Annotated in this window: 15 protein-coding genes; 13 read left to right on the top strand and 2 right to left on the bottom strand. The window is 69.2% G+C overall.

The annotated features are described in order from the left end of the window. Positions 1-30 precede the first annotated feature (30 nt). Positions 31-1,446: an FAD-binding oxidoreductase gene (locus tag ACFXK0_RS01650; RefSeq protein ID WP_379407707.1), complete on the bottom strand. Its 1,416-nt coding sequence runs from the start codon at positions 1,444-1,446 to the stop codon at positions 31-33. Between the two features lie 139 nt (positions 1,447-1,585). On the opposite strand from ACFXK0_RS01650, the gene ACFXK0_RS01645 reads away from it, so the two are divergent. From ACFXK0_RS01645 to fabD, 8 genes are all read left to right on the top strand, one after another. Beyond that, positions 1,586-2,251 carry a TetR-like C-terminal domain-containing protein gene (locus tag ACFXK0_RS01645; RefSeq protein ID WP_379407705.1) on the top strand — a complete coding sequence of 222 codons (666 nt, stop codon included), beginning with the start codon at positions 1,586-1,588 and terminating at the stop codon, positions 2,249-2,251. After that, on the top strand, positions 2,248-2,586 hold the full coding sequence (locus ACFXK0_RS01640; RefSeq protein WP_379407704.1) for an antibiotic biosynthesis monooxygenase family protein: 339 nt from the start codon (positions 2,248-2,250) through the stop codon (positions 2,584-2,586). Before ACFXK0_RS01645 ends, ACFXK0_RS01640 begins: the two co-directional genes overlap by 4 nt. An 18-nt stretch (positions 2,587-2,604) precedes the next feature. Continuing rightward, the gene (locus ACFXK0_RS01635; protein WP_379407703.1) at positions 2,605-3,294 is read left to right on the top strand and encodes an NAD(P)-dependent oxidoreductase; all 690 of its coding nucleotides are present in this window, start codon (positions 2,605-2,607) and stop codon (positions 3,292-3,294) included. A 32-nt stretch (positions 3,295-3,326) separates the two neighbouring features. Further along, on the top strand, positions 3,327-3,773 hold the full coding sequence (locus ACFXK0_RS01630) for a hypothetical protein (protein ID WP_379407702.1): 447 nt from the start codon (positions 3,327-3,329) through the stop codon (positions 3,771-3,773). An 881-nt stretch (positions 3,774-4,654) separates the two neighbouring features. Next, positions 4,655-5,905 carry a carboxyl transferase domain-containing protein gene (locus ACFXK0_RS01625; protein WP_379407701.1) on the top strand — a complete coding sequence of 417 codons (1,251 nt, stop codon included), beginning with the start codon at positions 4,655-4,657 and terminating at the stop codon, positions 5,903-5,905. Then, complete coding sequence (locus ACFXK0_RS01620; protein WP_379407700.1) at positions 5,902-6,108, top strand: acyl-CoA carboxylase subunit epsilon; 207 nt, start codon at positions 5,902-5,904, stop codon at positions 6,106-6,108. The genes ACFXK0_RS01625 and ACFXK0_RS01620 overlap by 4 nt, the downstream gene beginning before the upstream one ends. 16 nt (positions 6,109-6,124) lie before the next feature. After that, on the top strand, positions 6,125-7,120 hold the full coding sequence (locus ACFXK0_RS01615) for an LLM class flavin-dependent oxidoreductase (protein WP_379407699.1): 996 nt from the start codon (positions 6,125-6,127) through the stop codon (positions 7,118-7,120). Next, positions 7,117-8,016: an ACP S-malonyltransferase gene (fabD, locus tag ACFXK0_RS01610; RefSeq protein ID WP_379407698.1), complete on the top strand. Its 900-nt coding sequence runs from the start codon at positions 7,117-7,119 to the stop codon at positions 8,014-8,016. Before ACFXK0_RS01615 ends, fabD begins: the two co-directional genes overlap by 4 nt. Before the next feature lie 45 nt (positions 8,017-8,061). Here fabD and ACFXK0_RS01605 read toward each other — a convergent pair whose 3' ends face one another. After that, positions 8,062-8,739: a TetR/AcrR family transcriptional regulator gene (locus ACFXK0_RS01605; protein ID WP_379407696.1), complete on the bottom strand. Its 678-nt coding sequence runs from the start codon at positions 8,737-8,739 to the stop codon at positions 8,062-8,064. Positions 8,740-8,869: 130 nt separating this feature from the next. Here ACFXK0_RS01605 and ACFXK0_RS01600 point away from each other — a divergent pair, with 130 nt between their 5' ends. The 5 genes from ACFXK0_RS01600 (at position 8,870) to ACFXK0_RS01580 (ending at position 14,653) form a co-directional block, all read left to right on the top strand. Beyond that, positions 8,870-10,369 (top strand): MFS transporter, encoded by a 1,500-nt coding sequence (locus ACFXK0_RS01600; protein WP_379407695.1) that lies wholly within the window; start codon positions 8,870-8,872, stop codon positions 10,367-10,369. A 300-nt stretch (positions 10,370-10,669) separates the two neighbouring features. Continuing rightward, complete coding sequence (locus ACFXK0_RS01595) at positions 10,670-10,834, top strand: hypothetical protein (RefSeq protein WP_375929520.1); 165 nt, start codon at positions 10,670-10,672, stop codon at positions 10,832-10,834. 47 nt (positions 10,835-10,881) lie between these two features. Next, a complete protein-coding gene (gene pgm / locus ACFXK0_RS01590) occupies positions 10,882-12,519 on the top strand; it encodes a phosphoglucomutase (alpha-D-glucose-1,6-bisphosphate-dependent) (RefSeq protein WP_379407694.1) in 1,638 nt (545 codons plus the stop codon). After that, positions 12,516-13,838 carry an MFS transporter gene (locus ACFXK0_RS01585; RefSeq protein WP_379407693.1) on the top strand — a complete coding sequence of 441 codons (1,323 nt, stop codon included), beginning with the start codon at positions 12,516-12,518 and terminating at the stop codon, positions 13,836-13,838. The genes pgm and ACFXK0_RS01585 overlap by 4 nt, the downstream gene beginning before the upstream one ends. Before the next feature lie 74 nt (positions 13,839-13,912). Further along, positions 13,913-14,653: a DsbA family protein gene (locus ACFXK0_RS01580; RefSeq protein ID WP_379407692.1), complete on the top strand. Its 741-nt coding sequence runs from the start codon at positions 13,913-13,915 to the stop codon at positions 14,651-14,653. Positions 14,654-14,692 lie beyond the last annotated feature (39 nt).

Genomic DNA, 14,692 nt, shown 5'->3' with positions numbered 1-14,692 from the left:
CGCACGTGGCAACCGGTCAGCGATCGATGCTCAGGTGAGTACCGGGAAATTGCTGCGGAACACGCCGTCGGGGTCGCGGTCGCGTTTGATCTCGCGCAGACGCGGCATCGAGTGCGCGAGCGCCTCGGCGGCGGACTGATCGGGTGCCAACAGGGTGAATGGGGTGCGGCCGCTGTCCACCGGGCGCAGGATGTCGAGGTATTCGGCCACACGCGCGTCCAGCGCCGCGGCGGTGCCGGGCGCGGTCTGCAATCCGGTGAAGTTCACACAGTACGGCTCGGCGATCGGGCCCGCCGCGGAGTCGGAGGGCCGGGCGAGCGCGCCGCCGAGATGGCGGATCTGCACGCTGAGCAGGGGATCGATGGGCCGGGCGAGCAGGGCCTGCGCGACGGTGTCGTCGAGGCCGGTCAGCAGCGTGCCTCGCTGACGGGTGGGGCTCGGGTCGGTCGGCTCGCCGGTGATGGAACCCAGGTCGGTGACCGGCAGGACGCGGCGGTTGTCGGACATCCGCGCGGGAATGCTGTCGAAGGGGCGCAGCAGCGTTGTGCCCTGTTCCTCGGGCCCGAGGTAGGTCGCGTCGATGCCGACCATGGGCGGCGCGCTCGGGAACCGGAACAAGCTCCACCAAACGCTCAGCTCGTCCGGGGCGGTCGCGGTGACCTGCCGGAACGCGGCCAGCACCGCCGGGGCGGCGGCGACGGGCCACAGCATCCGGCCGCCGTAGAGCGCCGGTGCCGGTCGCAGCGCGAACTCGATCGCGGTGACCAGGGCGTAGTCCCCGCCGCCGCCGCGCAGTGCCCAGAACAGATCGGTCTCGCTCGTCGCGCTCGCCCGCAGCTTCTTGCCTTGGGCGTCGATCACCTCGAAAGCGCTGACCTGATCGCCGGCCCAGCCGTATTTGCGGCCGAACCAGCTGAGACCGCCGCCCAGCGTGTAGCCGGTGATCCCGACGCCGGGGGCGCTCCCGGTCACCCCGGTCAGCCCGGCGGGCCCCGCGATGGCCTGGACCCGGCTCCACGGCACCCCGGCGCCGACGCGGGCGGTCGCGGCGGAGGGGTCGACCCGCACCTCGTCGAGACGGGCGGTGCGGACGAGGATTGTCCCGTCCAGCGCGGGGGACGGGCTGTGCCCGTTCGGCTGGGTGGCCAGCGCGATGCCGGCCTCGCCCGCGAACCGGACCAGCGCGGCGACGTCCTCGGCATCGGCGACCTCGGCGACCGCGCGCACCGACTGGTCGACGGTACGGTTCCACGGCCGGCGCGCGGGATCGAAGCCCTCGTCGCCCGGCAGCAGCACCTGCCCACGCAGGCCGGACCGCAGGTCGGTGATGTCGGCGGGCGTCGCGGCCCGGGGGCCGTCGTCCGAGCACGCCGTGAGCAACCCGCTACCCGCGAGCGTCAGCGCACCTCCCATCGCCAGGAATCCGCGTCGGTTCACAGCCTTCATCTCTGCCTCTCCTGCACTGTCGTGGAATTCGTGTGTTGTCGCTCGGTGTGACCGAAAGGTAGTGCGGAACAGCTGATCACCGGAGCGGCCGGGCTTCCGGGAGCGAGCGAACCGTAGCCGATCGCGGCAGCGGCCAGTTATGATACGAGTCACTCTTGTATCGAATCATCGGCCTGGTTACGCTCGGCTCGTGTCGACACCATCAGACGGAGACGTGCCACTGCGATCCGGTGGGCGCCCCCGTGATCCCGGTCGCGACAGCGCGCTGCTGGCCGCCGCGGGGGAGATCCTGCCCGAGGTGGGCTACGACCGGCTCACCGTCGAGGCCGTGGCGGCCCGCGCCGGCGCGGGCCGGGCGACGGTCTACCGGCGATGGAAGGATAAATCCGAGCTGGTCCGCGACGCGATCGAGGCACTGGGCTGGGAGGTGCCGATCCCCGACACCGGCAGCCTGCGCGCGGATCTCATCGCACTGGGGACTGCCTACGTCGACACCAGTAGTCGGCGTGATGCGGTGCTGGCGGCCATCGCGTCGTCGATGGCGCGCGATCCACAGTTGCGAGAGACCGTCGAACGCGTCATCGCCACTCCCCGGCGTGAGGCCTACGCCCTTGTCGTGGAGCGGGCGCGGGCGCGCGGCGAAATCGCCGAGGGTGCCGATCTCGGCCTGATCGCCCACGTTATTCCCGCGATGATCTTTCATCGCATCATGATTCTCGGTGAGCCCACCGATGGCGCATTCTTCGAACGTCTCATCGATTCGCTATCCCTCCCCTTGCTGACAGGTGAACGGAGTTCAGAATGAGAAAGTCTCAAATCGACCCGATGGTGCTGATCAATGTCTTCGAGCTGACCGGCGGTGATATCGAAGAATTGGTCGCCGACTGGCAAATGGCATTGGATGTCATGCGAAATATGTCCGGCTTCATTTCCTCGACATTGCACCGGTCGGTGGATGGAAATGCGAAGTTTCAGCTGATCAATGTCGCCCATTGGGAATCCGCCGAGGATTTTCAGGCGGCATTCGCTGATCCGGAATTCCTCTCGATTTCCGGAAAAATGCTCGCCAGTGACCGCTACAGCTTCACACCACACCCTTCCATCTATAGGCGTGCGCTGACCACCGAAATCCAGGGCTGATCGAGCGGAGGAGAAGCAGTGAAGCTGGTTGTCTTCGGTGCGAACGGCGCGACCGGCAGGCAGGTGACCCGGCTGGCCATGGACGACGGCCACGAGGTCACCGCCGTCGTGCGTGATCCCGCGACCTTCGCGGCACCGCACGGGCTGCGGGTCGTGCGGGCCGACATCCTCGACCCGGGCGCGGTCGACCGGGCGGTGTCGGGTCAGGACGCGGTCGTCTCCGCGGTCGGCGCCGCCTATACCCGCAAGCCGGTCACGATGTATTCCTCCGGAATCGCCAATATCGCGCGAGCGATGGGGCGCGATGGGGTGCGGCGGCTGGTCTGTGTCAGTTCCGTCTGCGTTCCGCCGTCGGCGGCGCCAGGGGAACGGATGTTCTTCCGCGCGGCGGTGCGCCCGATCCTGCGCACGATCGGCCGCACCGCCTACGCCGACATGGTCCGGATGGAGGCGTTTCTGCAGGCCAGCGATCTGGACTGGACGATCATCCGGGCCTCCGGTCTCTTCGACGGGGTGGATGTCACCGACTACACCATCGCCCCCACCCGAATTCCCGGCCTGTTCACCTCGCGGGTCGACCTGGCGCACGCTCTGCTCGCCGCCGCGGTCCGCAACATCCACCCCCGTGCCGTGGTCGATGTGATCACCGCGGCCGGGACCCCGAAATTCAGCAGCCTGCTCATCAAAGAGGTCAGCCGCAGCCGATAGGCGGCATTCTGGTCACACCGGAGGAAAGAACAATGACAAGAATCGTACGATCGCGCCGTTCTGTCCTGGGCGCGCTGATGGTGGCATTCGGTGTCGTCGCGGCGATGTTCGTCCCGGGCACCGCCGTCGCAGAGCAGCAGGCGTGTTCGCTGGCCGGCTCGTGGTCGGTGAGTGTGGTCGAGCATCTGTCGACCGGGCCGGTCACCCGTACCGGCGTGTTCACCTTCGATGAAGGTGGCGGCGGGACCCTGGTCACGGGTGGTGGCCTCACCGGAACCCTCACCTGGACACAGCAGGGCAAGACCATCGCCTTCGACCTGAACCACAATCTGCCACCGGACGGGTCGGTAACAGGTTCTCAGCAGGGCACTCTGCATAATTCCCAGAAATTCACCTCGACGGGCACGACCACCCAATATCGAGCGGACGGATCGGTGATCGAGTCGTTCCGCGCCGATTTCACCGCAACCAAGAACTGACGCCACCGAACGGCAGCACATATTTGCCCGATCACCCGGCCCCGAGCCGCGTGATCGGGCGTTTTTGTGCGCAGACGGTATCGCGGAGGCGGCAAATATCTGGCGACCTCGGTCGCGGTGTGCAGTGTGCCCATGAACAAAAGTTAATCAACCCCGATGCGGTGAGATGTTCACCACTCCGGAACCTGCTGGTCGAATTCGCCGATATATGATGGTGAGCGACTTCATCGATCGTTCGAGATGCGGCAACGGGGGCGTAAACAACTCTACGATGTCGGCGATTCGCAGAGCTGACAGTGGTTTTCTGTGGTCACGCGACATGGTTGATTCGATGGGGATTTCAGGTGTGGACAGGTGCCCAAAAGATCTGATCGTATCGAAATGGGGTGGGTTTTTGTGGACGAGACTCTGAGACAGCGGAGATCGGAACAGGTGCCGGGGATCGCCACCGGCCGGTCGCTGCGCCTGCTCCGGGCGGACCAGCACGCCGGCTCGGGTTCCGGTGGTATCGCCGCCGACCGCCCCGCGATCGCGTTGCGCCGCGAGGCGTTGCGGGGCGGGAACCGGCTCGCGGTCGTGCACCGCGCCGAGACCGCGCTCGGCGTGGACCTCGACCTCGCCGATGTGGCCTCGGTCTGGGCCGCACTGCTAGTACTGATATACGCCGATCGGCTCCCCGACGTCGCGGTGCAGTGCGACCGCGTGGCGCACGCCGCGGGTCCGCGGGCGCCGGAACCACTGCGGGCGGTGATCGCGCTGGCCCGGGCCAGAGTCGCGATGCGTACCGGTGATGTCGGCGCCGCCCGCACCGATCTGCGTGCCCTGCTCACCGGCCGGGTGAGCGCGTCGCTGCTCGGCGTGACGCGAGCGTGGCTGGTCGAATGCGAGGTGCACCTGGGCGAGCTGAAGTCGGCCTACCGGGCGATGACGATCCGGACGGCCTGGCGTGGATCGAGCGCGCCGTCGACGAGAACAGCAAGGCCGAGCTGCCCGGGCTCAAGGCCGCGGTGGAGTACGGCGGGATCTTCCGCCGGAACACCCTGGCGTCCGGGGTCATTCCGCAGATCAGTGTGATGCTGGGTCCCTGCGCGGGTGGCGCCGCCTACTCACCGGCGCTGACCGATTTCGTCTTCGTCGTCCGCGATATCTCGCAGATGTTCATCACCGGGCCCGACGTGGTGCGCACGGTGACCGGCGCGGACGTCACCCATGACGAACTGGGTGGGGCCGACGTGCACGGGGGCTCCTCCGGTGTGGCGCACTTCGTCCACGACGACGAGCACTCGTGCCTGGCCGATGTCCGGCTGCTGCTGTCGATGCTGCCGAGCAACAATCGCGAGCTACCCACTGCGGCGTTCACCACCGATCCGGTCGATCGGCAAGTCGACGCGCTACTCGACATCGTGCCGCTGGATGGCAACCAGCCCTACGACATCCGCGAGGTGCTGGCCGAGATCGTCGATGACGGTGGGTACTTCGAAGTGCAGGCGGCATGGGCGGGGAACCTGGTGTGCGCACTGGCCCGGCTCAACGGGCAGGTGGTCGGGGTGGTGGCCAGTCAGCCGATGGTGCTGGCCGGCGTCCTCGACATCGACGCCAGCGAGAAGGGCGCGCGCTTTGTCCAGTTCTGCGACGCCTTCAACATCCCGCTGCTGACCCTCGTCGATGTGCCGGGTTTCCTGCCCGGCGTCGATCAGGAGCACGCGGGCATCATCCGGCGCGGGGCCAAGTTGCTCTACGCCTACTGCAATGCCACCGTTCCGCGGGTATCGCTGGTGCTGCGCAAGGCTTTCGGTGGGGCGTACATCGTGATGGACTCGCTCTCGATCGGCACCGATCTCGCGCTGGCCTGGCCGACCAACGAGATCGCGGTGATGGGTGCCGAGGCCGCCGCGGATGTGGTGTTCCGCCGCGAGATCGCCGCCGCGGCCGACCCGCAGGCCACCCGGGCGCAGAAGATCGAGGAATACCGCAGCGAACTGGGGCATCCGTACTACGCCACCGAGCGGGGACTCATCGACGACGTGATCGACCCCCGCGACACCAGGACCGTCTTGATCCGCGCCTTCTCGATGCTGCAGCGCAAGGACAACGACCTGCCCCGCCGCAAGCACGGCAACCCGCCGCAATGACCGGCCGAGCGCCCGTGTGGCTGCGCGTGGAGAAAGGCGAGGCCGACGCGGTGGAACTCGCGGCATTGACGGCGCTACTGGTCACCAGGAGGCGTGCGGCCGAGGTCGTCCGCGCACCTGTGCGCTACGTCGCGCCCTGGCGCAGGCTCGAACGGCGCCCGGGGTTCACCGACCCCCGCGCGTGGACCACGACAACTCGGTGACGAACGGAGCGAATCCATGGACGTCGGACTACTCTTCGACTTGCGCAACCCGGCGCAGTGGCACCGCCCGTGGGCGGACCACTACGCGCGCGCCCTCGAGTTCTGTGAGGAGGCCGATCGGCAGGGCGCCGGTGGCGTCTGGTTCACCGAGCATCACCTGTTCGACGACGGTTACCTGCCGCAGCCGCTGACCTTCGCTGCGGCCGCCGCCGCCCGGACCCGGCATGTGCGCATCGGCACCGCCGTTGTGCTGCCCGCGCTGCGCAAACCGGCCCAGCTGGCCGAGGAGGCGGCGATCGTCGACCTGATCAGCGGCGGCCGTCTCGAGCTGGGACTCGGCGCGGGCTACCGGGTGCCGGAGTATCAACTGTTCGACACCGACTTCCGGCGTCGCTTCGCGCGGACCGGTGAGGTGATCGCACAGGTGCAGCAGCTGTGGCAGACCGGAGCGATCACGCCCGGACCGATCCAGGACCCGGTCCCGCTGTGGGGCGGCTTCTACGGCCCTCGTGGTGCGCGCCTGGCCGGCCGCCTCGGGATCGGCCTGCTGCACATCTCGCACGCGATGTTCCCGCACTACCACCAGGGACTGGTGGAGGGCGGGCACGACCCGGCGATCGCGCGGGTATCGGACCTGCTGCCGGTGATCCTGGCCGACGACCCGGAACAGGCCTGGTCGCGCATCGCCCCGCACGCGGTCCATCAGGAGAACACCTATCGCGCGCTGTCGGTCGCGGGCACCGGCATGCCCGAGCCCCCGCTGCTCAGCCCCGACGACCTGCGCGCGCAGCCCGCCGACGGCTCATGGGCCGACCTGGAGATCCTGACCCCGCAACAAGCGGCACGGCGTATCCACGAACGGATCTCGGGCCTGCCGGTGCGGCATCTGCTGTTCTGGGCCGATATCGCCGGCATGCCCGACGACCTGGTGGCGCGCAATATCGAACTGGTCAGCCGGGAACTGCCTGCGCTGCTGTCCGAGGAGTTCGAGCGCGCGGCGGTCGGGCGATGAGTGGCACCAGGACGCTCGGCCTCTTCCCCGGTCAGGGCTCTCAAAGACCCGGTATGGCGGCCTGGATCGCCGAGCACCCGGTCGCACGCGACGTGCTGGGCCGCGCCGACGAGATCCTCGGGCTGCCGCTGCGGAAGCTGTGTGTGGAGGGTTCGGCCGAGCAGTTGCGGGCCACCGACGTCACCCAGCCCGCCATCGTGGCCACGAGTCTGGCCCTGATGGCGGTGCGCAGACAGCAGGGCGTGATGCCCGACGGTGTGGCAGGGCACAGCCTCGGGGAATTCACCGCGCTCGCCGTCGCCGGTGTGCTCGACGAGGAATCGGTCCTGCGTCTGGTGCGCCGTCGCGGCGAGCTGATGGCCGAGGTGTCGGCCCGCGCCGGTGGCTCGATGAGCGCGATCATCGGTCTGCCCGCCGCACAGGTCGAGACACTGTGTGCGGCAGTGGACACCGGCCTGGTCGAGGTCGCGAACTACAACCAGCCCACGCAGACAGTGGTCTCCGGTGCGGTCGACGCGGTCGCCGCGCTGGAACAGGCCGCGCGCGAGGCGGGCGCGGCCAAGGTCGTCCGGCTCAAGGTGGGCGGGCCGTTCCACTGTGCGCTGATGGCGGAGATCACCGAGGAGTTCGGTGCCGAACTCGACCGGTGTGTGCTGCGTGCCCCGGCGATCCCGGTGCTGAGCGCGGTCACCGCCGACTACCTCACCGACCCCGAGCAGATCCGCGCCGTGCTGCGCCGCCAGCTCGTCGCGCCGGTCCGGTGGGTGGACACCGTGCTGCGAGCGGTCGCCGACGGCTATGACCAGCTCACCGAATTGGGTCCCGGCCAGGTACTCACCGGCTTTTCACGGCGGATCGTTCCCGAGATCCCGTCGGCGGCGATCTCCGCTCCGTGAGCGAGGGCCGGCGTCGCCGAAACGGCAGGCGCCGGCCGCTCGGCCTCAGCGGCGGCGCCCCATGCAGCCCGCCGACTTGGCGGCCTCGACTTCGTCGTCGGTGAGCGGATCGATCAGCAGCGGCCTGCGCGGCACCGCGTCGGTGCGCACACCGTTGAGGGTGATGGCCATATAACGCTGCCAGACTTCGGCATTCACCGGCACCGAGAATTCGGCGAACGCGTTGACCATGTGGATCAGGGCGAAGAAGTCCGACGTGGTGATGTCGGGGTGGACGGCGCCTGCCTCGCGGGCGCGGTCGACGATCGCGGTCACCGAGGGGCGGATGCGGTCGCGCAGTTCGGCGAAGCGGGCGGGATCTTCCTCGAGCTCGAGCATGACCTCGCCGAAGCCGCGATTGGCCGCGAGGTGCCTGCAGGCGTTCTCGAAGAACTCCACCAGGCCCAGCCAGGGGTCGGGATTGTCGAGCGCGGCCTCGGCGGCCTCGGCGAAGTCGACCAGGTGCTGGTCGAAGACCTCGGTGATGAGTTCCTTCTTGTTCGCGAAGCGGCGGTAGACCGTGCCCACGCCGACACCGGCGCGCTCGGCGACGTCGTCGAGGGTGATCTCGAGACCGTGGTCGGCGAAGAGCTCGCGGGCGGCCGCGACGATCCGCTGCTGGTTGCGCACGGCGTCGGCGCGCAGGCGGCGGGGTGGTGCTGGGGTCGTCGTGGCGTGATTCACAGGTGCATCCTAGCAATCCGGGGATTAAGTGGAGGTGGTTTCTCCGTTAATCTGGTAGCTTCAGTGAAGCGGAGGCGGTATCTCCAATTATGCCACCGGACCAACACGCAGACGACGCACAAGGGGAGTTATGACCACCACACTCGACACCGGGACCAAGCGTCCCGCGGACGCGGGCACGAGCCGCCGGGGTTCGCACGCCCTGCGCTGGTGGGTGCTCGCCGTCCTCGGCATCGCCCAGCTCATGGTCGTGCTGGATGCCACGATCGTGAACATCGCCCTGCCCGCCGCCCAGGCCGATCTCGGCTTCGGAGACGGCGACCGGCAGTGGGTCATCACCGGTTACGCGCTGGCCTTCGGCAGCCTGCTTCTGCTCGGCGGCAGGCTCAGCGACCTGTTCGGCCGGCGCAACACCTTCATCGTCGGCCTGATCGGCTTCGCGGTGGCCTCCGCCATCGGTGGCGCCGCGTCCAGCTTCGAGATGCTTGTGGCCGCCCGCGTCGGCCAGGGTGTGTTCGGCGCGCTGCTCGCCCCTGCCGCCCTGTCGCTGCTGACGGTCACCTTCACCGAACCCAAGGAACGCGCCAAGGCCTTCGGCATCTTCGGTGCCGTCGCCGGTGCCGGTGGCGCCATCGGCCTGCTGCTGGGTGGCGCGCTCACCGAGTGGGCGTCGTGGCGCTGGGCGATGTATGTCAACCTGATCTTCGCCGCCGTGGCGCTGGTCGGTGCCGTGCTGCTGCTGGCCAAGCACACCGCGACCACCCGTCCCAAGCTGGACTGGCCCGGCACCATCGCCGTCACCGCCGCGCTGTTCGGCATCGTCTACGGCTTCTCGCACGCCGAGTCGCACAGCTGGACCGACCCGGTCACGCTGGGCTTCCTGATCGGTGGCGCCGTGCTGCTCGCGGTGTTCGTCTGGATCGAGACCCGCGTCGCGCACCCGCTGCTGCCGCTGCGCATCGTGGCCGACCGCACCCGTGGCGCGTCCTACCTGACCGTGTTCACCATGGGCATCGGGATGTTCGCGATCTTCCTGTTCCTCACCTTCTACATGCAGCTGACCCTCGAGTACACCCCGATCGTCACCGGCCTGGCGTTCCTGCCGATGGTCGCGGGCATGGTGGCCTCCTCGACCACCGCGCCCTCGCTGCTGCTGCCCAAGGTCGGCCCGAAGATCGTCATCAGCGGCGGGTTCCTCGTCGCGGCGGTGGGCATGATCTGGCTGACCCGGATCGGCCTGGACACCAGCTACCTCACCCACATCCTGCCCGCGCTGGTCCTGCTCGGCCTCGGCCTCGGTGCCGCGATGTCGGTGGCCTTCCAGGGCGCCACGGCGGGTGTGCACCACGAGGATGCCGGTGTCGCCTCGGCGATGGTCAACACCAGCCAGCAGGTCGGTGGTTCGATCGGTACCGCGCTGCTGAGCACCATCGCGGCCTCGGCGATGACCGACTACGTCTCCTCGCACGCACCCGGCCCGCTCACCATGGCGCAGGGCGCGATCGAGAGTTACACCACCAGTTTCTGGTGGGGGGCAGCCTCATTCGTGCTCGGCGCGATCGTGATCGCGGTGCTCATGCCGAACACGGTGCCCGCCCCGGCCGAGGGCGAGCCGGTGCTGGCGCACTGATCGTCTGAGGCGAGAACCGAAGGCCCGGACCAGATAACGGTCCGGGCCTTCGGCCTGTGTGCCGTTTGCCTGGTATTCGCTGCGTCGCGGACGCGCCGCGGTGGGGCGACCCGAGGCGGACGCGGCGGATGTCGGTGGCTGTCGATACCATGAGCAACGACCATCAGCGGAGCGGATCCGGCCACGGCCCCCCGACCCGCAGCGCCCGGCGCCGTGGTGCCCGGCCAGATCGCGACCCGCTGGGCGAGGCGGCATCGCACGACGGACGACGTGAACGCGACGACGGAAGGGGGCCGGCAGATGAGCGTTGCGCTCGGGTTCGTCGGCAGCATGCTCGGGGCGCCCGCCCGCAACCGGGCGGTGCCCGCGCGTCGCGAAACCACTCCACCGCCGGGCGGATCGGCGGTTACCATTGTCGATCCGGCGCGGCTGGGTGGTCCGACCGGCGCGAGCGCGGGCGCATGATCCTCATGACCAGCCGCGCGCAGCCGACACGGAAGGGAACCCCTGCCATGGCCCACGAGCGCGCCGGACGGCCCGCCCGCCCGACCGACCTGGTGGACGTCGCCCACCTGGTCACCGCGTACTACAGCCGCGTCCCCGACCCTGACGACTCCACCCAGCAGGTGGTCTTCGGCACCTCCGGCCATCGCGGCTCCAGCGTGGACTGCGCGTTCAACGAGGCCCACATCATGGCCATCACGCAGGCGATCGTGGAGTACCGCGCCACCCGCGGGATCACCGGCCCGGTCTACCTCGCGCGCGACACCCACGCCCTGTCCGAACCCGCCTGGACCACAGCGCTCGAGGTGCTCGCGGGCAACGACGTCACCGCGGTGATCGACGCCCGCGGCCGCTACACACCCACCCCAGCGCTGAGTCACGCTGTGCTGCGGCACAACCGGGGCGGCACCAAGCATCAGGCCGACGGCATCGTCGTCACCCCCTCGCACAACCCGCCCGGCGACGGCGGCTTCAAATACAACCCCCCGCACGGCGGCCCCGCCGACACCAAGGCCACCGACGCCATCGCCGCCCGCGCCAACGAACTGCTGCGCGGCGGTCTCGCCGAGGTCAAACGCGTGCCGATCGACCAGGCGCTGAGCACCCACGTCGAGCGCTACGACTACCTCGACCACTACGTCGCCGATCTGCCGAACGCGCTGAACCTGGACGCGATTCGCGGCGCGGACATCCGGATGGGCGCCGACCCGATGGGCGGGGCCAGTGTGGACTACTGGGAGGAGATCGGGCAGCGGTTCGATCTCGAACTCGAGGTGGTCAACCCGTTCGTCGACCCGACCTGGCGGTTCATGACCCTCGACAGCGACGGCCGGATCCGGATGGACCCGTCCTCGCGCCACGCCATGGCGGCGCTGGTCGGGATCAAGGACGACTACGACATCTCCACCGGCAACGACGCCGACGCCGACCGGCACGGCATCGTCACCCCCGACGGCGGGTTGATGAACCCCAACCACTTCCTCGCCGTCGCCATCGAATACCTGGTCGCCAACCGCATGTGGTGGGACGCGCTGACCAAGATCGGCAAAACCGTCGTCACCTCCTCCATGGTCGACCGGGTGGTCGGCGTGCTGGGCCGCGACGTGCACGAGGTGCCGGTCGGGTTCAAGTGGTTCGTGCCCGGATTGTTCAGCGGCAGCCTGGCTTTCGGCGGCGAGGAGAGCGCGGGCGCGTCGTTCCTGCGGATGGACGGCACCGTCTGGACCACCGACAAGGACGGCATCCTGCTCGCGCTGCTGGCCGCCGAGATCGCCGCCGTCACCGGGCAGACACCCTCGGCCCGCTATGGCGAACTCGAACGCCAATACGGCAGCCCCGCCTACGCGCGCATCGACGCGGTGGCCACCGGCGCCCAGAAAGCCAAACTCGCCCGGCTGACACCCGACGCCGTCACCGGCACCGAGATCGCCGGTGAGGAGATCACCGGCATCCTCACCACCGCGCGCGGCAACGGCGCGCCGCTGGGCGGGCTGAAGGTGACCACCGAGAACGCCTGGTTCGCCGCGCGTCCCTCGGGCACCGAGGACAAATACAAGATCTACGCCGAGTCCTTCCTCGGCCCCGAACACCTCACCCAGGTCCAAGCCGCGGCCGAGGAGATGGTGAACCAGGCGCTGAGCGAGTGAGCGCTCCGGCCAAAGTCCGGCTACCCGCCGAGATCTGGGTACTGATCGCGGCGGCTTTCGTCATCGCGCTCGGCTTCGGTCTCGTCGCCCCGGTGCTCCCTCAGTACGCGCGCCAGTTCGGGGTCGGCATCGCGGCGGCCTCGGCGATCGTCAGCGCGTTCGCGCTGATGCGGCTGCTGTTCGCCCCGGCCAGCGGGCGGCTGGTGCAGAAGCTGGGGGAGCGGCGGGTCTATCTCGCCGGCATCGTCATCGTCGCGTTGTCGACCGGCGCCTGCGCGCTGGCCCAGACCTACTGGCAGTTGCTGGTGCTGCGCTCGCTCGGCGGTATCGGGTCGACGATGTTCACCGTGTCGTCGATGGCGCTGATCATCCGGGTGTCCCCGCCCGCGGCGCGCGGCCGGGTCTCGGGTGTGTACTCGACCAGCTTCCTGATCGGTTCGCTGCTCGGTCCGCTGGTCGGCGGCGGGCTGGCCGGGCTGGGACTGCGGATGCCGTTCGTCATCTATATGGTGGCGCTGCTGATCGTCTGTGTGATCGTCTTCGCCGGGCTGCGGGATTCGCCGGTGCTGGTCGCCGACGATGCCGCCGCCGGCCCCGCGTTCACCTTCCGGCACGCCTGGTCCGAACCCGCCTATCGCGCGGTCCTGCTGTCGAGTTTCGCCGGCGGCGCCGCCGTGTTCGGCGTGCGGACGGCCTTCGTCCCGTTGCTCGTGGTGGAGACCCTGCACCAGGAATCCGGCATGGCGGGTGTGGCGCTGACGGTGTTCGCCGCAGGCAATGCCGCGGTGCTGTTCGCCTCGGGCCGCTTGTCGGATCGTTTCGGCCGCAAACCGTTCCTGATCGCCGGCTCGGCGATCTGCGCGCTCGGCACCGGCGCGCTCGGCTTCGCGCCGTCGCTGGCCTGGTTCCTGCTCGCCTCGTTCGTCGCCGGTCTCGGCTCCGGCATGTTCAGTCCGGCCCAGCAGGCGGCGCTGGCCGATGTGATCGGCACGCGCGCCCGTGGCGGTCCGGTGCTGGCGGCCTTCCAGATGGCCGCCGACCTGGGCACCGTGCTAGGCCCGATCGTGATCGGCTGGCTGGCCGAACACACCTCCTTCGGGGTCGGGATGGCGGTCACCGGTTCGCTGCTGGCGGTGTCGGCCACGGTCTGGCTGCTCACCCCCGAACCCTCCCGGATCCGCCACCCCGAGGACCCGGCGCACCCCGATCACGCCGGTGACGGCATCGACCCGCAATGCAGCTGCGACGGCTGTCCCGACGGGGTACCGGTGGTGCGCGACGGCCTGATTCCCACCACCGGCCGCCTCGACAAGAACTGAGCGGATTCCCTGGTCAACGGCATTTCCCGGTGCCCGGACGCCGCCTCGGGCGCGACTCGAGGCAGAGTGGACGGGTGAGCACCGCCAAGTCCCCGCACAATCCGCGTCCCGTTTCCAGCAACACCACCTACGCGCTGGCCGCGGTGGCGCTCGTCCTGATCGGGGCGATCGTGTTCGCCGCCTACCAGTGGGGCAGCGACGGTCCGCCGCCGGTCCGTAACGAGGGCTACGGCGCCGTCCACGACGCGGCAGTGCAGGTCAGCGCGACGCCGGCGGGCGTGATCCGGCTCGGCCGCCCCGACGCCGCCAAGACCATCGACATCTTCGAGGACCCGATCTGCCCCGCCTGCGGTGTGCTGGAAACCAGCTACGGCCAGGAACTCGCGCAGAAGGTCGACGAGGGCAAACTGGCGATCAACTACCACTTCGTCACATTCCTCGACGACGAGTCCAAGAGCAAGGACTACTCCACCCGCGCGTTCGCCGCGAATCTCTGTGTCGCCCAGACCGGTTCGGGCCCGATCTACGGCAAGTTCCACGAAACCGTCTTCACCACCCGCCAGCCCGACGAAGGCGCCGACGACCTGAGCAACCCCGCCCTGGCCACCATCGCCACCGAATCCGGCGCCCCCGAATCCGTCGCCTCCTGCATCACCGGCGGCGCCCAGCTCGACACCGCCCGCACCGCCGCGGCCACGAACCTCACCGACCTCGACGCCCGCACCGGCAACAAGGCCGCCACCCCCGCCATCTACGACGGCACCACCAAGATCGATTGGTCCGACGAGAACTGGGTCGTCACCCTCGCCCCGTGAGGTTCAGCACACCTCCCGCCCCACCCGCCCGCCCCACCC

The organism is Nocardia sp. NPDC059177 (assembly GCF_042755165.1).
Taxonomy (GTDB): domain Bacteria; phylum Actinomycetota; class Actinomycetes; order Mycobacteriales; family Mycobacteriaceae; genus Nocardia.
Note: the sequence above shows the minus strand (reverse complement) of the source record. Positions and strands in the feature narration are given on the sequence as shown.